Consider the following 21615-nt stretch of genomic DNA (forward strand, 5'->3'; position numbering starts at 1 on the left):
CAACAGGGAGAGGGGGAACACAGAGAGAACACAGAGAGAAGGAGAACGGAGAGGTTCTGCCGTTCATGCTAGCCCCGGCTCCGGGGTGCGGCAATGTGAGCATGCGGCAGTGCGGTACCGGCAACGGGGCCGTACAGTGACAGGCATGTCCAACGACAGGTCCCTCACCCTGTCGCCTGACGCACGGACCCTCTGGGTCCACTGGGGTCGCACCGGTGGTGGCCCCCGTTTCCTCGCCGACCTTGTCGACGGGGATCTTGCTGCAGGCGACCTGCCCACCCGTACCGACAAGATCTTCCTCTCCTGGAACCCGGACGCCGAGATCGCCCCTCGGCTCGCGGAGACCGGAACCCGCTGCGCCGGAGATTTCCCGTTGCGTACCTACACCTCAACCCTCGGTGTGATCTTCGGTGTCCCCCGGCTGCTGTGGAATTCACTGCGGCTGCGTCGCTGGCTCCGGGCACAGAAGATCGACCGTTTCGTCTGTGTGATGGAGAGTGTCTACCAGTCCCTCGCACTTCCTGTGCTCACCCCACGGGATATCGAGTACGTCGCCTGCATCCATGACGCGACCATCCACCCTGGCGAAGAGAACATCCTCCAGATCCTCGGTAAGCGCAATGAACTGCGCCGTGCCGACCGGATCGTCACCTTCTCCGACTCCGTGACCCGGGCGCTCTCTGACAGGGTCGGTGTTCCGGTCGCCACCGGTTCCCACCCGCCCTTCGATCTGCAGGACGCTGCCACGGAGCCACGCGAGCTCCCCGATGTCCCGGTGATCGGACTGTTCGGCCGACTGCAGGCGTACAAGGGCATCGACATCGCACTGGCGGCGGCCAGGATCCTCCGGGACCGTGGCGTCCCGCCGTTCGAACTCCGGATCACCGGCAGCGGCCCCGAGGAGCGGCTCCGTGAGACCGACCTCGGTACCGAGGCTGTCTGGGACACCCGGTGGATCCCCGAGGACGAGGTCACCGACGTCGTCCGGGGCATGGACATCATGTTGCTGCCGTACACCGAGGCCAGCCAGTCCGGACCGGTGACCCTCGCGCTGGCGCATGCCGTGCCCTGCGTAGGAACACCGGTCGGCGCGATACCGGAACAGCTCGAGGGCTTCGGTGCGGTCTCTGACGACACGACTCCTGAGGCCGTGGCGGACGCTCTGGAGCCGCTGCTCACCGATCCTGACCTCTACCGTGGGTTGTCCGCCGGTGCTGTCCGCCGTGTCGCCGAACAACCGGACTGGTCGGATCTCGCGGCCCTGGTGCGGGCCGGGGACACGACGGAGGACACGGCGTCCCCGGTGTCCCGGGTATCCCCGGTCGACCGGGTGAAATGGCTGGGGCAGCGGGTGTTCGGGCAGGTCAACGTACATATGCCGCTCCCTGCTGCCCCGTCGTCGGGTGCCGGCCGTACCCGGGTGATCCTCCCTGCCCCGCACGGGTCCTTCGGTGATGAGGCGATGGGTGTCGTCGCCGCGCAGATGTATCCCGACACCGACCTGGTCGTTCCCGGTGACCCCGCCCCTTGGAGGTCACTGGTCCCGGACTCCGTCGGAGTTCTCGCACTGGGCGATCTGACGGTCGGTCCGGGGATGACTCCGACGCGCAGGACAGTTCATGCGCTGGCCGATGGTCCTGTGGCCGTCATCGGTGCGGACACCCTCGCCGGTGACTATGAACTCTCCCTGCTGGGGACACGGATCCGGCTGCTCAACGCGGCGGTTTCCGCCGGGCACCCGGCATCTCTGGTGAACTTCAGTCTGCCGGAGAGTATTCACCCTGATGCCCGACGGATCCTGCGTCAACTCGACGATCGCGTCACTGTGCAGGCCCGGGACGCCGTCTCTGCGCGCCGGGCGAAGGACGTGTTCGACAGGGAGGTCTCCTGTGCCCCGGACATTGCGGCGGAACTGGAACCTGCGGGGGAGGCGGGCGGTGGTTCCCCTGTGGTGTTCGTTCCGAATGCCCATCTGGGCGGCATGTACGGCGTCACCACGGAGCAGTTGGTCGACCTCTGGAGGAATATCGGACTTCAGTTGGGACAGCCGGTGGATATTGTCGTCCACGACATCCGGGAGGAGGTCGGTGATCTCGAACTGGGACGCAGGACTGCGGCCGCGCTCGGGGAGGCGGGGATCCCGGCGACAGTGACCGTCCCGGCGACGGCAGCGGAGGCGAAGGACGCTATCAGCGGAGCCCGGGTCTGTGTCTCTGCCCGGATGCACGCCTGTGTGGCAGCACTGAGCAGCGGAGTGCCCACGGTCGGTATCGGTTACGTGGGGAAGTTTGCCGGCCAGTTCGCCTGGTACGGGGATCTCGGTGCTGTGCTCGAGTACCGGCCGGATCTGACCGCGGCAGAAATCGTGAGCCTGATAGCGCAGGAGGACCGGGCGGTCTGAGTGGTCGACGGGATTCGGTTCAGAGTGCGTCAAGCTCGTCCGTGAACATACTGGAGGCTGCTTCGTAGACCGCTTCGGCGGTGGGGGACCAGTTTTCCTGTCCTCCGCTACCACGGCCTTGAAACTGCTGACGGACATGCGTTCCTCTTCGGACCACGGCGGTTCTTTCTGCTGCAACTGTGTGGGTTGACACATGATGCGGTCAACCTCTGAGTCTCCACTGTGTAAGCAGGAGTCGCGCCGCGCGGATCCCCGTCTGCTGACGTTTCTCCGACGGGTCGGGGTCTTCGGTTCCCGTGAAAGGTGCAGAACACCCGGAGCAACGCTCTGAGATCGCGCAATCGTGCCGGCTACCGGACTGATACCCCGGGCGTCCACAGGGAACGTCTGATCCTGAACTCGTAGAGGTCGTCCCCGAGTGCCCTGTCCCATCCGATCCTGCAGGTGTCGATCCCGATCGCCGCCGCAGGAACTGCACGGTCGACCCCGCCCTGATCACGAACGGTGACGGTCCACGGCGTTTCCCCGATGTCCCCGTGCGATGGAGGTTGCAGGAGAGCTTCCGGGGTCTACCGGGCTTCTCCGCGCACCGGGCGCAGCGCCACACAGAGGAACGCCACGGACGCGAGGGTCTGCACCACCACGGTTCCGGTGAGAAGTGCGGTCCCTGAGGTGAGCAGGAGACCGAGCAGCAGCACCAGGCGACCGGAAGACCAGGCGAGGAACGCGTGGTCGAAGCCCTTCATCAGGGGGATTTTCACCGACAGGTTCGTGGCCAGGGACATCGTGCAGTACACCGCGGTGAGGGCGAGGACGCCGACTGTCAGTGCCTCGTCATCATGGAGGGCGAAGAGCAGGGCACCGGCCTGGATTGCGGCACACAGGACGCCGAGGACGAGACCACCGATGGCGCACATCCTGCACCACCTGGCCGTCGTCGCCGCGTCACCGTTCCTGATCGCCGCAGCAATACGGGCCTCCAGTCCGGGGGCGATCACCTGCTGTGCCAGAGTGCCGAAGCCACCGGTCAGACGCACCACAACTGCCCAGATTTCCTGGTACTGGCCGAGGAACGGGGTAATGAACCCCTGGATCTGGAAGCCGCACTCCGACAGGAAGGTGGCTCCGGTCGCCCGCCCGGACCCTGCGAGGTAGAAACGGTGCTCACGGTCCAGCATGCGTGGCAGATCGCTGACTGTGGGAGGAAGTATCCGGTTCTGCGTCCGTGCGAGGATCAGCACGGTGCCGACCAGTGGATTCGCTGCCGCGGCGACGATCAGACCGGCCTGGAACGGGACAACGAAGACCACCAGTGAGGTGATGAAGATGTTGGTGACGCCGAAGGCGAGTCGTGCGGTGGAGTAGACGTCCATCCGCTGTTCGCGCGTCGCCACGGCCACTGCCATGAGATACAGCCCGTTGCTGACCACGAGCAGCCCGGTCCACAAGGCGACGTCGCGCACCGGAGCAGCAGTCGCCCCGACCAACAGACAGAGCAGAGTTGTCACCGACAGCGATGCTGCTGATACCGCTGTCGCGGTCCGGGTCCGTTCCCCCGGCACCGTCAGGTAGCGGCTGTGGAAGCCGAGGATCGAGGTCCGGGACAGGACGGTCGCCAGGGCCAGGGGAAGCATGAGGTAGGCGAGTTGACCGGTTTCTCCGCCGACGATCGGCAGGAGCATCGCCAGGAAGTTCAGGCACTGGCCGAACAGGGCTCCACCCATGTTCCACACACGGGAAAAGACCCGGCCGAATCGGCCGGGTCTACGGTGCTGGGCGGCGCTCAGTTCTCCACCTCGGCCCGTTCCGGTGTGCCCTCGGGGATGTCGTCCATACGATGGGCGGTGGTCCGGACCGAATCGGATTCCGGGGTGGATTCCGGGGTGGATTCAGGGGACACCGGTGCCTCACCGGAGGTGACGGCCTGGGTCGTATGTCCTGTCGCGCCGTAGCCGTAGCCGTAGCGGTAGTATCCCTTGCCCTTCGCCGCCGGCGTCAGCGTCACAACGGCACCGAGGACACGTGCATTGACGGCGTCGAGCCTGTCAGCGGTCGCAGTGAGTTGGTCGGAGGTGGTTCGGTTGTGGCGGACAGCGAGAATGACACCGTCGGCGGACGCGGCGACGAGCGCACCATCGGTGACCGGCAGTGTCGGGGAGGCATCGATGATGACGTGGTCGAAGTGGGCGGCCAGGGTGGCGAGTACCTCCCCGAACCGTCGCGAACCCAGCAGCTCGGCCGGGTTCGGCGGGATCGGACCGGAGGTGATCACGCTGAGGCCGTCGACGGCGGTCAGCTGGATCACGTCATCAACTCCGGCGGACCCGGAGAGGGTGGTGGACAGGCCGACCGCGGACTGCAGGTTACCGCCGGCGTAGTTGGCGATGCTCGGATTGCGCAGATCGCCGTCGACCAGGCAGACATTCTCGCCGTCATCGGCCAGCGCCAGCGCCAGGTTCATCGCCAGCGTCGATTTTCCTTCACCGGACATACCGCTGGTGACGGCGAGGACGGTCGGGGCGTTGTCGACGTCGAGGAAGCGCAGGTTGGTACGCAGCTCGCGGAACTGTTCGGCAGCGGGGGTCGGGGCGGCCGTGAAGTCGATGGTGTGGTGCTCGGCGAGAGCTTCGGTCGTGCCGATGGTGCCCACGACCGGGGCATCGACGATCTTGCGGACCTCGTCGCTGCCGCTGATGCGACGGTCGGTGAGACCGCGGATCACGGCGGCGACCGCACCGATGACCAGTCCGACCACCAGGCCGAGGATGATGTTGAGCATGGTATTCGGTGAGGAAGGCGAATCCGGGACTTCCGCGTCATTGAGCACGGCAAGCTGCGGAGCGCCGGACTGGCCGTTCGGGGAAGTCTGTGTGTTGAGGTCGTGGACCATCGCCTGAAGCTGTGCTGCGGCGGAGTTCGCCACGTCGCTGGAGAACCGGGCGTCGTCCGAGGCAACGCTGAGGTCCAGGATGACGGTGTCCTTGTGGGCGCCGGCGCTGATCATCGAGGCGACCTCGCCCGCGGTCTTGTCGAGGTTCAGGTCATCGACGACCCGCTGACCGAGCGCCCGGCCGGTCGCCATCTCGGCGTAGGACCCGACCTGTTTCTGGCTGAGCATCGCGCCGTTGTAGGCGTCAGCGGATCCACCGGAGGATGCGGTGCCGACGTAGAGCTGCGAGGTCGCGGTGTACTCCTTGGTCATCACCGCGGAGATGCCCCAGCCGACGAGTCCACCGACGATGAGGCCGACGACCAGCATCCACCACCACCGGCGGAGGTGTCCGAGGTAGTCGGCGAGCACATTGCGTGCGGTGGCGCCGTCGGTGCGGTCAGTGGTTCTGACGGTCATGAGGGTCCTAACTGATCGTGGGGGCGTGATGGATGGGGACGTCTGGTCTGGAGGTGGAGAGCCCGGTGGCGCCGCTCTGGTCTGTTCCGACAGAGCTACGGCTCCGACGATGAACGGGATGACCGGTGTGGCGTGCCGTAAGGCGGAGCCCCAGTCCGGTTCAAAGAGCCCCTGGACGACTAGGAAAGCCAGTGGCAGGGCGATGAACCGTCCCAGCATCGGGGTACTGCGGCCGGCGACGGTCGCCGCACGCACCGCGCTGATCCAGATCACGGCGAACAGAACGCCGATGAACAGGTAGTACGGCGAGAGCTTCAGCAGCATCGGCAGTGGGGCGATGAAGAAGAGTGAGGTCAGGGTGGAGTTCAGGACTCCTCCGACCGGCTCCGGTGCCTCGATGAATCGGGTGATCAGAGAGCCGGTGTTCGCCTGACGGGCGGCGGTGTCGTTGACGTCTCCGCGGAAACTGTCCGCAGGAACGCCCTGTGTCACCCACATCGCCAGTCCGGTGAGCACCGAGAACAGGATGATCATCCACACCACGCGGCCGACCGTGCGTCCGTCGCGGCGGGAGAGCAGGAACCGGAAGACCACGTAGACGGCGGCGACGATGAGCCAGTAGGAGCGGAACTCGGCACCCAGCACAATGAGCGTGCCGATGACCAGCAGTTCACCGAGCCAGTTCACCGGCATCAGCACCACGGCCAGCATCGCCAGGGAGATGATGATCTCCTTGGTGTACGCGGCCTGGTAGATACCGATCGTCAGCGGTGTGATGAACGCCAGCGCCAGGGACAGTCGTCCGCGGTGGACGCCCCCGACACGGATCAGGACGACCGCGAGAACTGTCGCACCGACCACCGCGCCGAGGACACCGGCGGCGGTCGGGGAGTCCGACAGTCCGATCCGGATGTAGAAGTCGGCGATGACGGAGTACGAGCCGTAGCCCAGTTCGACGGCGTCGAACGGCGAGGTCATGATCGACTGGATCGTCTTGGCGTCGCCGCCGAAACCACCGAACCTACCGGTCAGTGCCGGGCGGACGACCAGCCCGACGGTCACGGCGATCGCGCCGAGCACGACCGAGAGCACCAGCGGAGAGGATGCTGCTCCACTGGTGCGTCTGGGATCCGTCACTGATCCTGGCATTTACACGGTCACCTGTTCCTTCGGTAGGCCGACGGCGAGGCGGTAGGCCTCGGTGAGTCGGTCGCGCTGACGGTCGGGGGTGTGGGCACGGTCAAGACTGTCCCAGCGGGCCGGGTCGGTCCCCTCACCGAGAATGGTGAGGGCCTTCTCCGCAGCCTCCTGAGGTGTGCCGAAGCGGGCGGTGGCGGGGCATTCCTGCAGGGCGGGGATGTCACGCACGAGCAGGGGGACGCCGATCCGGCGCACCTCGAGAACCGCCATCGGGAAGCCGTCCCACCGTGCGGTGTGGATGACCAGGGACAGCTCCGAGATGCGGTGGCGCAGCTCTTCGCCGGTCAGCCATCCGGTGACCTCGATGCCGGCGTCGGTGAGCAGATCGGTGAGGGCGGCGTCCTTGCCGTCGCCGTCTCCGATCCACGTGAAACGCACATCGGGGCGGGACGCCCGGATCCGCTTCGCGGTCTCGACGAAGAACGCCGGGTCGCGCTGCGGCGTGACCCGGGAGACGACGCCCACGGTCGGTGGCTCGGTCGGTGCCCAACTGTCCGGGATTGCCGGATGGTCGTCGAGCAGCACGTTCGGCACGACAATCACCGGGACACCCGGGGCGAACCGGTTGCCGAGACCGACCATGAGCTCGCCTTCCCGGTCGGCGCAGGGGACGCCGACGGAGGTCAGCGGGTAGAGGACCCTCTCCATGCCCCGGAACAGGGACCTCTTCCAGCCGGGAATGTCCGCCCGTTCGAAGGCGAAGCTGTGCGGGGTGTAGAGGACCGGACGGGCGTGACCGCCCGGCAGCACCCGGTCGAGAGCTGCCGCGGTACGCGCGTAGGCTCCGGCGAAACTGGAGTGGGCGTGGACGATATCCGGTCGGTAGCGCCGGACAGCGTCCCGCACGGACCGTACCGCCGCGACAGGGGACGCAGGCAGTCCGAGGTCGGTGACGAAGACGCCGGGCGTGCGCTGGACCGGGGCATCCGACCCCCGGGCGTTGTTCGCGAGCAGCAGATGATCGTGCTCCGGAGTCAGTCGTGCGTACTGGTCGACCGCGGTGGCGACGCCGCCGTGGAAGCAGTCGGTGACATGGAGGACGCGCATCAGTACGCACCCCGGGACAGGGCGACGGCACGGAAGGTCCGGGCGACGGTCTTCACGTCGAGGGACAGGGACCAGTTGTCGACGTAGTAGAGGTCGAGCTGTTCGGCCTGCTGCGGGGTCAGATCGGACCGGCCGGAGACCTGCCACAGGCCGGTGATGCCCGGTCGGACCTCCATGCGCATCCGCATGTCGGAGCTGAAGGCGTCCACCTCGTGGCTGAGGTGGGGGCGGGGCCCCACGACGCTCATCGTGCCGAGCAGGGAATTGATGAACTGGGGCAGCTCGTCGATGCTGGTCTTGCGGATGAACTTTCCGACCTTCGTGATGCGGGGGTCGTCCTTCATCTTGAACAGCCCCTCGGCGCCGACCTCGTCGCGGAGCTTCTGGAGCCGATCGTCGGCATCGGTGTGCATGCTGCGGAACTTGAAGATCCGGAAGGACTGCCCGTGGTAGCCGACCCGCTCGCTGATGTAGAACACGGGGCCGCGGTCCTCGATCTTGATCGCCAGCGCGGTGAACAGCATGATCGGGGAGATCAGGACCAGTGCGACAGCGGAGACGATGATGTCGAAGGCTCGCTTGGCCAGCCCGTTGGCGGCACTGAACCGGGGGCGGTCGACATACAGGGCATGCCGGGGGCCGAAGGGGACGACGTCGAGGCGGGTACCGCTGATGCCCTCGAGCATCGGGTCGAGGTAGAGACGCATGTTGAGCTTGTTGAGCTGCCAGGACATCCGTCGCAGATTCCGGTGGCCGAATTCGCTGATTGAGGCGACCCAGACGGCGTCGCAGTCATAGGATGCGGCGGTCTGGATGAAGTCCTCGGTGGTCAGGACGCTCATGCAGACGGAGTCCACCGGCACCGGTCCTGCATCGAGGAGGTGGTCGCGGTTCTCCGGGTCGGTCAGCAGGATGCCGTGGATGAGGGTGCCGGCCTCCTGGATGTCATGGAAGGACCGCAGTAGACGGTTGATGTCCCGGACCTGACCGATCGCGAGGAAGTTGTGCTGCAGTTCGGCGAGGTAGCGCTTGGTGACGCGGAGGCAGACCATGCGGGAGACCATCAGCAGGAACAGGCCGACCGGCAGTCCGAAGAGGGCGAAGTGGCGGAACAGGGAGTAGCTGGACACCGCGTCCACCATGGCGAGCACGGCGGCGAAGACGAGACTGCCCTTGATGACGTTCTCCCGGCCGATACGGGGGAACGTCCGGGCCTGGTGGCTGTACCCGTGGGTGAAGGCGATCGCGCTGAGCCAGAAGGTGATGACACCGACGGACAGCAGCAGGTTGCGCTCGGAGAAGAAATGGTCGGCGACGAGGCCGACGCTGGGTGCCCAGGTGTATATGGAGAGCAGGTCGGCGATGACGGTCGCGGTGACGATCGCGATCAGGTCACCGGCGACATAGAGCCAGGTGCGCTGTGCATGACGGAACCGGCGGGTGTCGCGGTTTCGGGTGATCCGACGCGAGGACGGTTCGGCGGTGACCGACGGTGTTCCGGGGGCCACAGTGGAGGTGTGGAGAACCATGGGAGAGTCGTTTCTTGTGGGCCGGCCGGTGAGGGGGTGAGAGGGGTGGCCGGGGTATGGAGAGGTGAGGGAACGCGAGGGAAAGTGAGGGGAAGAGTCGGGGAGTGGGGGTGAGGGAGATCGTGAGGGTGGAAGAGTTGACGGGTCGAGCCTAACGCCTCAACCGGTCACCGCGTTCCCTGACTGGGACAACTGAGTTCTGCCGTGCTCCATGAGCAGGGGAAATCGCCGTGGAAGAAAACTGGCGGTGCCGCACTTTGTCGCCATGACCTGCCGTTACAGTCTCCGGTGTGATATTTGTCACTCGCAAGGACGGCAGATTTCCCCTGTGTGTCCGCCATGCGTCCGACAGTTGTGTCGGCAGGTGTTTCCCTCGGTCCCTGCCGCCGATGCACCGCAGCCCGGTGCACCGTCACTACAGTGCGCCGGGCGGCGGAGAGAAATGGAGCCCCCTAGCAGAATCGAACTGCTGACCTTTTCCTTACCATGGAAACGCTCTACCGACTGAGCTAAGGGGGCGTGCGGAAAGCACTGTAGCATCCGCTGAGCCGATGACGGGAATCGAACCCGCGCCGTCTGCTTGGGAAGCAGAAGTTCTACCATTGAACTACATCGGCAGTAGGCCGGGCCCGCGGCGTTCGCCGCGGTCCAGCCGACGGTCAGTACTCTAACACAGGCGCTCGACCCCTTGTGCAACCCGCTGGGTTACTCTGGTCACGTGCTTCTTTCCGACCGCGACATACGCTCCGCCATCGACGACGGGGCACTGTCCCTCGACCCCTTCGACCCGGCGATGGTCCAACCGTCCAGCATTGACGTGCGCCTCGACCGGTACTTCCGGGTGTTCAACAACTCGAAGTACACCCACATCGACCCGAAGCTCCCGCAGGAGGAACTGACCACTCTCGTGGAGGTCGGCGACCACCTCGGTGAGAACGGTGTCCCGCTGGCGGAGGGGGGTATCGCGGAGGACGCCTTCATCCTCCACCCGGGTGAGTTCGTCCTCGGCTCGGTCCTGGAGTACGTCACGGTCCCGGACAACCTCGCCGCCCGACTGGAGGGCAAGTCCTCCCTCGGGCGCCTCGGACTGCTGACCCACTCCACCGCCGGTTTCATCGACCCCGGCTTCACCGGTCACATCACCCTTGAACTGTCGAACACGGCGAACCTGCCGATCGCACTGTATCCCGGCATGAAGATCGGGCAGCTCGCCGTCTTCAATCTCTCCAGCCCGGCGGACAACCCCTACGGATCCGGTCCGCTGGGGTCGAAGTACCAGGGGCAGCGCGGGCCGACGGCCTCGAAGGCCTACCTCAACTTCCGGTAACTTCCGGTAACTTCCGGTAACTTCCGGTAACTTCCGGTAACTTCCGGTAGCTGCCCGGCCACTTCCGGCAGACACAGATCACCCCCGTCGAGCGGATGCTCGGCGGGGGTTCTCTGCTGACGTTTCAAGAGGAGAATGCTCAGCTGCCGTATACGGTTCCTTTCCGTCTGTCCCTGTACCGATGAGTGTCAATCTACGGTCCCTGTCTTGGAGGACCCTGGCAACGCCCTGCAGTGACTATGGGGATCAGATACGGGCCTTCGCAAAGGCCACGGCGTCCGCCAGACCGTCGGTCCAGCCGGCATGACCGGCCGGGTCGTGGTCGACCCGGTAGGTGACGTCCATGCCGTTGCCGCGGGCGGAGTTCACCAGACGGTCAGTGAACGGCGCCGGGCTCACGAGGTCGAACTGCTGCTGGTAGATGAACACCGGTGCGTCCCATCCACGGTCCGGTACGGCCAGGTGCTCCCGCAGTGCGGCGAGGAAGTCGCCGGACGCCAGCGGCCTGGTCACCATGTCGCCGACCGGCAGTCCGGCGACAGCATCCGACATCTCGAAGTAGTCGGCCTCTTCCGCCAGGTCGACGATCTCCCGGCCTTTGTCGGAGAGGTAGTCATCCAGCGGGAAGTCCGGACGGGCGGCGCGGAATCCCGCGAGCACATAGCTGACGTAGGTCTGCAGGTCAGGCTGGCTCAACGGCACGCCCGGGGCGATCGTCGCCATCTCGTCGGCGATTCCGGCCGGGACGCCGCCGGCGGTCGCAGCCGCAAGGTGCAGTTCGGGTGCATATTCGGCGGCCATCCCCGCCGCGGCGATGGAGGCGTGACCGCCCTGGGAGTAACCGTTGGTGACCCACGTGGTACTGAGCTGGTCGGACAGGGCACGGGATGCCCGGACGATGTCGATCATCGCCGCGCCCTCGCTGTGGGTGTTGAGGTAGGGGTGGACGCCGTCGGTGCCTAGACCGACGTACTCGGGTGCAGCGACCGCGAAACCGGCGTCCAGCCACTCGGCGAGGTACTGGTCGCCGCTGTTGTCCTCACCCACCCAACCGGTCCAGCTGACGTTCCTGTCACCGAGGCCCTGGGTGCCGTGGCCGTAGACCAGCACCGGCCAACCGCCCTCGGGTGCCTCGCCCTGCGGCAGGTACAGCGTCCCCAGGCTGCTGGCCGTCTGCCCCTGCGGGCCGTCCGTCTCGTACTCGAAGTGCCAGCCGCCGGAGGAGCGGGTGAGAACCAGGTCATCCGGAAGAGCGGAGCTGGTGAGGACCGCGCCTCGGGTGGATGCGGGCGCCGCAGCGGCGGCGACGGGCGCGGCCGTGCCGGTGACGAGCGTGGCGACGACGACTGCGGCCAGCGTCGTCGGGCGGGTGTCCGGGAAACGTCTCATGTCGGGAAGGATAACCTCACACCCGCGCAAAACCGCTGTTTCTCCGTCAATGTCGGAGAAAATTGCGCGGAACGGTCAGTCGCTGTCGCGGAACTATGCCGTGGCAGCGGCCCGGGACGCCCGTGATAGAACCGGGGTATGAAGATCACCGTCCTCGGTACCGGATACCTCGGGGCCACCCATGCCGCCTGCCTGGCGTCCCTCGGTCATGACGTCCTGGGTGTCGACATCGATCCCGTCCGCGTGGACTCACTGAACGACGGACGCTCCCCGGTCCTGGAGCCGGGACTCGATGACCTGCTCACCGCCGGCCTGAAGGCCGGACGCCTCCACTTCACCACCTCCGTGGCGGAGGCCGCCGTCCATGCCCGGGTGCATTTCCTGTGCGTCGGGACGCCCCAGTCGGCCGACGGTTGGGAGATGGACCTCTCGGCCGTCGACGGTGTCGTCGATGAGCTGGTGGCACACTGCGACGACGGTGACCATCTGATCGTCGGTAAGTCGACGGTCCCCGCCGGCACCGCACAGGGACTTCAGGACCGGACGCCGGAACAGGTGACGGTGTGCTGGAACCCGGAGTTCCTCCGGGAAGGTCACGGCATCGCGGACACCCTGCACCCGGACCGCATCGTCCTCGGTGTTCCGGAGTCGGCCGCCGACGCCGAGGCGACGGTGCGGGAGATCTACGCGGACCTCGGCGACATTCCGTTCCTGGTCACGGATCCGACGACCGCGGAACTGGTCAAGGTCTCCGCCAATGCGTTCCTGGCCACCAAGATCAGCTTCATCAACGCCGTGGCCGACCTCTGCGACGCCACCGGCGGTGACGTCTCCGTGCTCTCGACCGCTCTCGGGCTGGACCCCAGGATCGGGCCCGGGGCGCTGACTGCGGGGCTCGGTTTCGGTGGCGGATGTCTGCCGAAGGATCTCCGGGGTCTCGCGGCACGGGCGGAGCAGGTGGACGCCACATATGCGGCGGACCTGTTCCGGGCGGTCGACGCCGAGAACATGCACCGACGCGACCGCCTCGTCAACCAGGTGGTCGACGTCTGCGGGGGTTCCGTGTCGGGGCGCCGGATCACGGTACTCGGAGCGTCCTTCAAACCAGGCAGCGACGACATCCGGGAATCCCCGGCGACTGATGTCATCGGGCAACTTGAGGACGCCGGGGCGCTGGTCACCGTGTGCGATCCTGCAGTACCCGGGTACGGCAGGGATGTGTCCGGGGCACTGCGTGGGGCAGAGGTGACGGTGATCGCCACGGACTGGCCGGAGTTCAGGGATCTTGATCCTGCGACAGCCTATGACCTGGTGTCGGTGCCGACCGTCGTCGACGGGCGAAACTGCCTGCCGGTCGACCGGTGGACCGGCGCCGGGTGGGACTACCGCGGAACCGGATGCGGGGCTCAGTCCTCCGGGTGGAACCCGGCCTCGACGGCGAGAACCGCCAACTGAATCCGGGACTCGGTCCCGAACTTCGCCAGCAGGGAGGACACGGCCTTCTTCACGGCACTCGCCGACCGGCCGGTCTCTCGGGCGATTTCGGAGTTCGACAGTCCGGTGCAGATGAGCGCGAGGACGCGCTCCTCGGCAGGCGACAGCCGGGCCAGTCTGGAGGAGGTCTCCGGACGGTCCGGTGCCGGGGCGACCGCAACCGATGTCGCGTCCTCGGGAGACTGACCGTCGGGCGCGGGAAGATGCTGGATCAGCCGGGTGGCCGGCTGCGGGCTGACCACCGTGCCACCGGCGAGTGCCTGGTGGACGGTGTCGATGATGAACTCCGGACGGGAGCTCTTGAGGATGTAGCCCGCGCCGCCGAGGGAGAGGATCGAGAGCATCGTCTCGTCCTCGTCCAGGGCGGTCATGGCGATGAAGACCGGGGGATTGTCCAGGGAGCGGACCTCCCGGAGCAGTGAGACGCCGTCCATGCCGGGCATGTGGATGTCCGTCATGATGACATCCGCCTCGACGGTCTTCAGCAGGTCCAGTGCGGCGGTACCGTCCGTGGCCTCGCCGACGACCTCGATGGCCGCTGCGGCAGGTGTCGAGAAGTACAGCCGGAGAGACGACATGACCAGGGGGTCATCGTCGACCAGCAGCAGTCGGATCGTGGCGGGGGCGGGCGTGGTCACCGGGGTCTCGGAACCTGTCAGCACCAGGGGTAGTTGTGCTCTCCGCAGGCGAAGACCTGGCCGAGGGACGCCTTGTAGTCTCCGTGGGTCGGGGCGGCGGAGGCGACACCGGTGGTGAGACCGGCGGACAGGCCGACGGTGAGGGCTCCGATGGCGAGACGACGCAGAACGGACTTCTTGTGGGGGGTGTTCATGACTTCTCCTCTGTCAGGGGGTGTCACGGAGAGTGACAGAATCTTCGGGAACGCTGTCAACAATAGGCAAGGTGACTGTGGTTCGCCAGACTTGAGTGTCGCTGTCCTGCGTGATCAGCCCCGCAGTGAGGTGACCCTCGGCAGCGGTGGCACGGGCAGTCATGGAGCCGATGCCCAGATGGGTGGTCAGCGCGGGATCCTTTTCACCGTCGCCGACAGGGGCCACCGGGTTGGTCATGGACACGATGAGCGCGTCATCCGTGGTCCGGCAGCGTATCTTCACCGTGGCGTGGTCGGGGGAGTGTTTCACCGCATTGGAGGTCATTTCGGTGAGGACGCGTGATAGCGTCCGCCGGTCGACCGGTGGTTCACCGGTCCGTGGCAGGGTGATGGTGGAGGTCACCCGGAGGCGGTGGGCCCGTAGCTCACGGGTGGCGGTGGCGAGCCCCGCACGGACAGTGGGCGGCGGTGCGGATTCGGTGGAGTCCGGGCCGGACTGGATCTCGGAATTGAGCAGTCGGAGCATGGTCCGCACCTGTTCCAGGGCTTCCCTCGAGGTCCGGGAGATGTCTTCCAGACCCTCACGGATCTCTGCGTTGTCGTCTCCGGTGGCCGTGAGTTCCAGGGTCTGGGACCGCATGACGACACTGGTCAGGCTGGTGGCGACCGAGTCATGGAGCTCGCGGGCCATGCCCAGTCGCTGGCGCCGTTGACTGTCAGCCAGAGTCCGACGTAAATCGGCGTTGCGGATCTCCTGGGTGAGGCGGTTACGACCGATGAGATGGCCGGTACCCAGGATGGCGAGGACCACCACCAGGACCGCGGGGTCCATATCCACCGTGCCGCCGGTGAAGTCCACCATGGAGAGGGCCGTGTGCACCAGCACCAGTATCAGTCCCGCCGTCGCCAGGCCAGCGGCGGTGACCACCTCGATGATGATGACGATGAAGAAGACGGCATAGGTGCTGGCGTCCTCGGCGACATAGGAGGAGGCCGCGGCGAAGGGGACGGACAGGGCCGCCACGGTCTGTGGCCAGCGCGTGCCCCCGGCGACGAGGAGGACGCCGGCCACTGCGCAGGCCACGGACGCCAGGGTGACGGGTTCGGAGGAGACGGTGAACTCGGTGACCAGCACCAGCACCGCCAGCACCACCTCCGGACCCCCGAAGGGGATCCGTCCTCGCAGCCTGATCACCGTCACCTCCCCCGGTTACTGCTTGTAGCTGGCGAGGAAGTTGCCGAGCCGCTCGATCGCTTCCGCCAGGTCCCGTGCCCACGGCAGGGTGACGACGCGGAAGTGGTCCGGGGTCGGCCAGTTCATGCCGGTGCCCTGGACCAGGTGGATCTTCTCGGCGCGGAGCAGGTCGAACATGAACTGCTCGTCGTCGTGGATCTCGTGGACGTTCGGGTCCAGCTTCGGGAACGCGTAGAGCGCACCCATCGGCTTCACGCAGCTCACCCCCGGGATCTCGTTGAGCTTCTCGTAGGCCACGTTGCGCTGCTCCAGCAGGCGACCGCCGGGGAGCACCAGATCATCGATGGACTGGCGTCCACCCAGCGCGACCTGGATGCCGTACTGGGCGGGCACATTGGCGCACAGGCGGGTCGAGCACAGCAGCTCGATGCCCTCGATGAATCCCCGTGCATGCTCCTTCGGCCCGGTCAGTACCATCCAGCCCGAGCGGAAACCTGCGGCGCGGTATGCCTTTGACAGACCGTTGAAGGTGATGCACAGCAGATCGGGGCACAGGGACGCGGTGTTGATGTGGACGGCGTCATCGTAGAGGATCTTGTCGTAGATCTCGTCGGAGAGCACCAGCAGGGAGTGCTTCCGGGCGACGGCGACAATCCGCTCGAGCACCTCGCGGCTGTACACCGCACCCGTCGGATTGTTCGGGTTGATCACGACGATGGCCTTGGTCCGCGGGGTGACCTTGGACTCGATGTCCTCGATGGACGGGGCCCAGTCGTTCTCCTCGTCGCAGAGATAGTGGACGGCCTTGCCGCCGGCGAGCGTGGTCGCCGCGGTCCACAGCGGGTAGTCCGGCGAGGGGATGAGAACCTCGTCGCCGTCATTGAGCATCGCCTGCGTGGTCATGGTGATGAGCTCGGAGACACCGTTGCCGAGGTAGACGTCATTGGTGGTGAACGTGGGGAAGTCCGGGATGAGCTCGTAGCGGGTGACGACGGCACGGCGCGCCGAAGGGATGCCCTTGGACTGGGAGTACCCGGCGGCGTAGGGCAGGCCGGCGATCATGTCCTGGACGATGGTGTCCGGGGCGTCGAAGCCGAAGGCGGCGGGGTTGCCGGTGTTGAGCTTGAGGATCCGGTGGCCGTCGGCCTCCATGCGCTCGGCCTCGGCGTTCACCGGGCCACGGATCTCGTAGAGGACATTCTGGAGCTTCGTCGACTGGTCCAGGGGACGAAGCTCCACGGGGTGCTTCGGTGTGGTGCTCATTCGTCCCATCATGCCAGCGTGGGGCTACTGCGTCCGCGATACCCCGCTATTCGGTGGTCTCTCCGCCGGTGTCACCCGTGTCACCTGCGCCACCGGTGTCACCCGTGCCCCCACCGGGGGTGTCGGTGCCCGGGGCGCCGGACTCGTCCGGGTCATCGCCGTCGCCACCCGGGGCACCGGTCTCCGGACCGTTGTCACCGGTGTCCCCGGCTCCGTCGTCGGTGGTGTCCGTCGGGCCGACGTTCTCGTCATTGTCCCAGTCCCCACCGCTGTCGCCGGTGGTTCCGCTGTCCCAGGTCTGGTTGCCGAGACCGTCACTGTAGGGGTCGAACCCGTAGCCCTGGTCCGCGGTCGGCACGTCGGCGGACGGGGAGGACTCCTCGCCGTTCCAGGCCTCGGGACGCTCGTAGTTCGGCTGCACACTGGTCAGCGGGGCGGGGCCGGAGGTTGAGTTGCCGCGCATGAGGGCGGCGGTGACCAGCCCGACCACGACAGCGAGGACTGCGCCGACAACGAGGATCCAGCCCCACGGGGGAATCCGTCGGAAACCGCTGCGCTCATCATCGGTGCCGTCGTCCCCGTCACCCCCGCCGGCCGCGGTCTCGACAGACGCCTCAGCAGCTTCAGCAGGGACCTCAGCCGCCGCCGGGGCAGCCAGGTCCGCGGGCCGGGGGCTGTCGTCGCGGATCGCCGGAATGATGCCGGTCATCTCCGGATCGGAGGTGTGGCCGAGCGCCTCCTCGCCGACGACATCGGCGTCGACGACGGAGCCGTCGGTGGCATTGCCGTTGTCGTCCTTGTTCTCCACGACATCGGCGGTGAAGCCGGAGCGGGATGCCGCATCGCCGAAAGAGAACTCCGTGTCCTCGAACGCCGCGGTCTCCCGGGGCCGGTCACCGCCGGAGGGTCGCTGAGGGTCTGAGGGTTCGTTCATCTGATCTCTTCGTTCCGTCGGGCCTGCGTCGGTCTCAAGGGGTACATTGACTGTTCCATACTAGTCAGAGTCGGGGCCCCCGCTAAGCCACGCGATGACTTCCTGGCGCGCGGCCTTTCCCTCGGGGGTCGGTGTCAGCGGGTGGACGTGCACTGCACCGGGGGTCGTCAGGACCTTGTGTTCCACACCGCAGGCGGTCAGTCGTCGGTCGAGGGCGAGGGTTTCCGCGGAGAGGATGTCGCGCGTCCCGGTCCAGATCCTCACCTGGGGGAGGGACGACAGTACGGCGTCCGTCGCCGCCAGCGGACTGACCAACGGGTCCTGCAGGTCACGCCCGCCGGCCCAGGCCTCACCTGCGATCCGGAGTCCCGTCGGGTGCAGCCAGGGATCGTCGTTGACGAGGGTGTCGAGACCAGGGGAGGAGCAGGTGACATCGAGCCAGGGGGCGATCAGTGCGAGCCGTTCAACCGCCGACGCGGCGTCTTTGTGCCCGGTCGTGAGCAACCATCCGAGTGCGAGGCCGCCACCGGCGGAATCTCCGGCGAGCCGCAGCCGGTGCCCGGACTGTTCCGCCTCCGTCGCGGCGTCCCCGATGACGGTGTCCAGCAGGCTGAGCGCGGCATCGGCGTCATGTTCCGGGGCGAGGCCGTAGTCGGGGACGATGACCCGCATCCCCGCGCCGGCGAGATCACTGACCATCCTCCAGTGTCGTTCATCCATGCCGTGGATGTAGCCGCCACCGTGGAGGTAGACGCAGATGTCGAGCGGGGTCTCGCGGGACGCGTCGGTCGCGGGGGCGAGGCCGTGCACGGTGAAGGTGCCGCCGGCGGTGGTGACCTCGCTTCTGACCATGTGGTTGACCTGGTAGAGCTCGTGCGGCACCGGTGCGGACTCCCGGGGTGAGGCCATGACCTCACGGGTCTTTTCCCCGGAGGCCCAGGTCCGGTGACGGGTCCGCTTCACGTAGGCGGCGACAAGCTTCATCTGCAGACTCATGGACTCCGATCGTAGTGGTCGAAAAAAGTTGAGCGTACCGGGAAACAAGCTCGCGGGCTCCGCCGTTGTACCGTATGTCATCAAGTTGAGCTGGATATACTCAACTAGGTTTGACAGTCCGGAGAACCGGGTGCCAGACTTGAGCCTGGCTCACTTAACAAACAGTGCAACATCATCAGCACCAACACACAGGAGGACGTCACTATGGGACGCGCAGTGGGAATTGACCTCGGTACCACCAACTCGGTGGTTTCTGTTCTGGAAGGTGGCGAGGCCACCGTCATCGCCAACTCCGAGGGCGCCCGCACCACCCCGTCCGTCGTCGCCTTCGCCAAGAACGGTGAAGTGCTCGTCGGACAGTCGGCCAAGAATCAGGCCGTCACCAACGTCGACCGCACCATCCGCTCCGTCAAGCGCCACATCGGCGACGACGGCTGGACCACCGAGGCGATCGACGACAAGAAGTACACCGCGCAGGAGATCTCCGCGCGTACCCTCCAGAAGCTGAAGAGGGACGCCGAGGCCTACCTCGGTGAGGACGTCACCGACGCCGTCATCACCGTCCCGGCCTACTTCAACGACGCCCAGCGTCAGGCCACCAAGGACGCCGGTCAGATCGCCGGCCTCAACGTCCTGCGTATCGTCAACGAGCCGACTGCCGCCGCCCTGGCCTACGGCCTGGAGAAGGGCGACAAGGAGCAGACCATCCTGGTCTTCGATCTCGGTGGCGGTACCTTCGACGTCTCCCTCCTGGAGATCGGTGACGGTGTCGTGGAGGTGCGCGCCACCTCCGGTGACAACAAGCTCGGTGGCGACGACTGGGACCAGCGCATCGTCGACTGGTTGGTCGAGAAGTTCAAGACCGCCAACGGCGTCGACCTGTCCAAGGACAAGATGGCCCTGCAGCGTCTGCGTGAGGCCGCGGAGAAGGCCAAGATCGAGCTGTCCTCCTCCCAGCAGGCCTCCATCAACCTGCCGTACATCACCGTCGACCAGGACAAGAACCCGCTGTTCCTCGACGAGACCCTGTCCCGCACCGAGTTCCAGCGCATCACCCAGGACCTTCTCGACCGTGCGAAGAAGCCCTTCGCCGCCGTCCTGAAGGACGCCGACGTCAAGGTCGCCGACATCGACCACGTCGTGCTCGTCGGTGGCTCCACCCGAATGCCCGCCGTCTCCGACCTGGTCAAGGACCTGACCGACGGCAAGGAGCCGAACAAGGGTGTCAACCCGGACGAGGTCGTCGCCGTGGGCGCGGCCCTGCAGGCCGGCGTCCTGCGCGGTGAGGTCAAGGACGTGCTGCTCCTCGACGTCACTCCGCTGTCCCTCGGTATCGAGACCAAGGGTGGCGTGATGACCAAGCTCATCGAGCGCAACACCACCATCCCGACCAAGCGGTCCGAGACCTTCACCACTGCCGAGGATTCCCAGCCTTCCGTGCAGATCCAGGTTTTCCAGGGTGAGCGCGAGATGGCCCAGCAGAACAAGCTGCTCGGCTCCTTCGAGCTCGGTGGCATCGCCCCGGCCCCGCGTGGCGTCCCGCAGATCGAGGTCACCTTCGACATCGACGCCAACGGCATCGTCCACGTCACCGCCAAGGACAAGGGCACCGGTAAGGAGTCCACCATCACCATCCAGGACGGTTCCGGCCTGTCCCAGGACGAGATCGACCAGATGGTGAAGGACGCCGAGGCACACGCCGAGGAGGACAAGAAGCGCCGCGAGGAGCAGGAGGTCCGCAACTCCGCCGAGTCGATGTCCTACCAGACCCGCAAGTTCCTCGCCGACAACGAGGACAAGGTCTCCGAGGAGACCAAGACCAAGGTCACCGAGGCCGCCGACGCCGTCGACGAGGCTCTCGAGGGCGACGACATCGAGGCCGTCAAGGACTCCGTCGAGAAGCTGTCCGCCGAGAGCCAGGAGATGGGCAAGGCCATCTACGAGGCCGAGGCCGCCAACGCCGAGGGTGCCGAGGATGCCGAGGGCGCGTCCGCCGACGATGACGTCGTGGATGCCGAGGTTGTCGACGATGCCGAGGATGAGAAGAAGTGACCGAACCCAACCCCGCCGACCCCGGCTCCCCGTCGGAGACCGACGAGGAGTTCACCGAGGCCGCCATGCCCGAGACCACTCCTGAAGAGGACGCCGTGAGCGCTGACGCTTCCGTGCTGGCCGGTGACGAGGACGTCGTCGCCGACACCGCCGACGCCGACATCGACGATTCCGGTGAGCTTTCGGACGCCGAGCAGCAGCTCGCCGAGCGGACTGCCGACCTCCAGCGGATCACCGCGGAGTACGCCAACTACCGCAAGCGCACCGAGCGTGACCGGGTGGGCATCCGTGAGTCCGCGAAGGCCGACGTCGCCGCCCAGCTGATTCCGCTGCGCGATGACCTCACCCTGGCAGAGCAGCACGGTGATCTCACCGGACCGCTCAAGTCCGTGGCCGACAAGCTGGACTCCGTGTTCAGCGGCCTGAAGATCGAGGCCTTCGGTGTCGAGGGCGATACCTTCGACCCGTCGCTCCACGAGGCTGTCCAGGACACCTCCTCGGGCGACGAGAAGGTGCTCGGGACCGTGCTGCGCCAGGGCTTCCGCCTCGGCGAGCGCACCCTGCGCACCGCGATGGTCATCATCGCCGACCCGCAGTAGGCCCCGCT

16 protein-coding genes and 2 tRNA genes are annotated in these 21615 nt (G+C 66.5%); 5 read left to right on the forward strand and 13 right to left on the reverse strand.

From position 1 onward, the window contains the following. Positions 1–145: 145 nt before the first annotated feature. Complete coding sequence (locus ACZ9GM_RS14030) at positions 146–2401, forward strand: glycosyltransferase (RefSeq protein WP_476038204.1); 2256 nt, start codon at positions 146–148, stop codon at positions 2399–2401. A gap of 569 nt (positions 2402–2970) precedes the next feature. Here ACZ9GM_RS14030 and ACZ9GM_RS14035 read toward each other — a convergent pair. The 6 genes from ACZ9GM_RS14035 to ACZ9GM_RS14060 all read right to left on the reverse strand — a co-directional run bounded on the left by ACZ9GM_RS14035 (position 2971) and on the right by ACZ9GM_RS14060 (position 10143). Next, entirely contained in the window at positions 2971–4125 is a 1155-nt protein-coding gene (locus ACZ9GM_RS14035) for a hypothetical protein (protein WP_476038205.1), read from the reverse strand. A gap of 59 nt (positions 4126–4184) precedes the next feature. Beyond that, positions 4185–6887: a tyrosine-protein kinase domain-containing protein gene (locus tag ACZ9GM_RS14040; protein WP_476038206.1), complete on the reverse strand. Its 2703-nt coding sequence runs from the start codon at positions 6885–6887 to the stop codon at positions 4185–4187. 12 nt (positions 6888–6899) lie between these two features. Beyond that, complete coding sequence (locus ACZ9GM_RS14045) at positions 6900–7997, reverse strand: glycosyltransferase (protein ID WP_476038207.1); 1098 nt, start codon at positions 7995–7997, stop codon at positions 6900–6902. Beyond that, entirely contained in the window at positions 7997–9526 is a 1530-nt protein-coding gene (locus tag ACZ9GM_RS14050) for a sugar transferase (RefSeq protein ID WP_476038208.1), read from the reverse strand. Before ACZ9GM_RS14050 ends, ACZ9GM_RS14045 begins: the two co-directional genes overlap by 1 nt. 443 nt (positions 9527–9969) lie before the next feature. Further along, positions 9970–10045: transfer RNA gene (locus ACZ9GM_RS14055), tRNA-Thr, on the reverse strand. Between the two features lie 27 nt (positions 10046–10072). Beyond that, positions 10073–10143: transfer RNA gene (locus tag ACZ9GM_RS14060), tRNA-Gly, on the reverse strand. 101 nt (positions 10144–10244) lie between these two features. Here ACZ9GM_RS14060 and dcd point away from each other — a divergent pair. Next, positions 10245–10853 carry a dCTP deaminase gene (dcd, locus tag ACZ9GM_RS14065; protein WP_476038209.1) on the forward strand — a complete coding sequence of 203 codons (609 nt, stop codon included), beginning with the start codon at positions 10245–10247 and terminating at the stop codon, positions 10851–10853. Between the two features lie 246 nt (positions 10854–11099). Here the strand turns inward: dcd and ACZ9GM_RS14070 are convergent, their stop codons facing one another. Further along, positions 11100–12242 (reverse strand): lipase family protein, encoded by a 1143-nt coding sequence (locus tag ACZ9GM_RS14070; protein WP_291473696.1) that lies wholly within the window; start codon positions 12240–12242, stop codon positions 11100–11102. Between the two features lie 138 nt (positions 12243–12380). Between ACZ9GM_RS14070 and ACZ9GM_RS14075 the strand changes: the two genes are divergently transcribed. Beyond that, on the forward strand, positions 12381–13697 hold the full coding sequence (locus tag ACZ9GM_RS14075; protein ID WP_291473695.1) for a UDP-glucose dehydrogenase family protein: 1317 nt from the start codon (positions 12381–12383) through the stop codon (positions 13695–13697). On the opposite strand, the gene ACZ9GM_RS14080 is transcribed toward ACZ9GM_RS14075, so the two are convergent. From ACZ9GM_RS14080 to ACZ9GM_RS14105, 6 genes are all read right to left on the reverse strand, one after another. Then, positions 13649–14314 (reverse strand): response regulator, encoded by a 666-nt coding sequence (locus ACZ9GM_RS14080; protein ID WP_476038368.1) that lies wholly within the window; start codon positions 14312–14314, stop codon positions 13649–13651. The genes ACZ9GM_RS14075 and ACZ9GM_RS14080 overlap by 49 nt on opposite strands. Positions 14315–14391: 77 nt before the next feature. Further along, complete coding sequence (locus ACZ9GM_RS14085; RefSeq protein WP_476038210.1) at positions 14392–14568, reverse strand: hypothetical protein; 177 nt, start codon at positions 14566–14568, stop codon at positions 14392–14394. A 13-nt stretch (positions 14569–14581) separates the two neighbouring features. Then, complete coding sequence (locus tag ACZ9GM_RS14090) at positions 14582–15763, reverse strand: sensor histidine kinase (protein ID WP_291473692.1); 1182 nt, start codon at positions 15761–15763, stop codon at positions 14582–14584. 15 nt (positions 15764–15778) lie between these two features. Beyond that, entirely contained in the window at positions 15779–17035 is a 1257-nt protein-coding gene (locus ACZ9GM_RS14095; protein WP_476038369.1) for a pyridoxal phosphate-dependent aminotransferase, read from the reverse strand. 37 nt (positions 17036–17072) lie between these two features. Beyond that, a complete protein-coding gene (locus ACZ9GM_RS14100) occupies positions 17073–17960 on the reverse strand; it encodes a hypothetical protein (protein WP_476038211.1) in 888 nt (295 codons plus the stop codon). 60 nt (positions 17961–18020) lie between these two features. Further along, positions 18021–18956, reverse strand: a complete 936-nt coding sequence (locus tag ACZ9GM_RS14105) for an alpha/beta hydrolase fold domain-containing protein (protein WP_476038212.1) — start codon at positions 18954–18956, stop codon at positions 18021–18023. A gap of 204 nt (positions 18957–19160) precedes the next feature. Here ACZ9GM_RS14105 and dnaK point away from each other — a divergent pair, with 204 nt between their 5' ends. Beyond that, positions 19161–21008: a molecular chaperone DnaK gene (gene dnaK / locus ACZ9GM_RS14110; RefSeq protein WP_476038213.1), complete on the forward strand. Its 1848-nt coding sequence runs from the start codon at positions 19161–19163 to the stop codon at positions 21006–21008. Continuing rightward, positions 21005–21607 carry a nucleotide exchange factor GrpE gene (gene grpE / locus ACZ9GM_RS14115; protein WP_291473687.1) on the forward strand — a complete coding sequence of 201 codons (603 nt, stop codon included), beginning with the start codon at positions 21005–21007 and terminating at the stop codon, positions 21605–21607. The genes dnaK and grpE overlap by 4 nt, the downstream gene beginning before the upstream one ends. Positions 21608–21615 lie beyond the last annotated feature (8 nt).

The sequence above is a fragment of the Corynebacterium sp. UD i78 genome (assembly GCF_056280545.1).

What these genes read in the sequence shown, in the direction of transcription:
- ACZ9GM_RS14030 (WP_476038204.1), top strand. Translation starts at nt 146, where the DNA reads ATGTCCAACGACAGGTCCCTCACCCTGTCGCCTGACGCACGGACCCTC.
- ACZ9GM_RS14035 (WP_476038205.1), bottom strand. Translation starts at nt 4,125, where the DNA reads ATGGGTGGAGCCCTGTTCGGCCAGTGCCTGAACTTCCTGGCGATGCTC.
- ACZ9GM_RS14045 (WP_476038207.1), bottom strand. Translation starts at nt 7,997, where the DNA reads ATGCGCGTCCTCCATGTCACCGACTGCTTCCACGGCGGCGTCGCCACC.
- ACZ9GM_RS14050 (WP_476038208.1), bottom strand. Translation starts at nt 9,526, where the DNA reads ATGGTTCTCCACACCTCCACTGTGGCCCCCGGAACACCGTCGGTCACC.
- ACZ9GM_RS14070 (WP_291473696.1), bottom strand. Translation starts at nt 12,242, where the DNA reads ATGAGACGTTTCCCGGACACCCGCCCGACGACGCTGGCCGCAGTCGTC.
- ACZ9GM_RS14075 (WP_291473695.1), top strand. Translation starts at nt 12,381, where the DNA reads ATGAAGATCACCGTCCTCGGTACCGGATACCTCGGGGCCACCCATGCC.
- ACZ9GM_RS14080 (WP_476038368.1), bottom strand. Translation starts at nt 14,314, where the DNA reads ATGTCGTCTCTCCGGCTGTACTTCTCGACACCTGCCGCAGCGGCCATC.
- ACZ9GM_RS14085 (WP_476038210.1), bottom strand. Translation starts at nt 14,568, where the DNA reads ATGAACACCCCCCACAAGAAGTCCGTTCTGCGTCGTCTCGCCATCGGA.
- ACZ9GM_RS14095 (WP_476038369.1), bottom strand. Translation starts at nt 17,035, where the DNA reads ATGGGACGAATGAGCACCACACCGAAGCACCCCGTGGAGCTTCGTCCC.
- ACZ9GM_RS14100 (WP_476038211.1), bottom strand. Translation starts at nt 17,960, where the DNA reads ATGAACGAACCCTCAGACCCTCAGCGACCCTCCGGCGGTGACCGGCCC.
- ACZ9GM_RS14105 (WP_476038212.1), bottom strand. Translation starts at nt 18,956, where the DNA reads ATGAGTCTGCAGATGAAGCTTGTCGCCGCCTACGTGAAGCGGACCCGT.
- dnaK (WP_476038213.1), top strand. Translation starts at nt 19,161, where the DNA reads ATGGGACGCGCAGTGGGAATTGACCTCGGTACCACCAACTCGGTGGTT.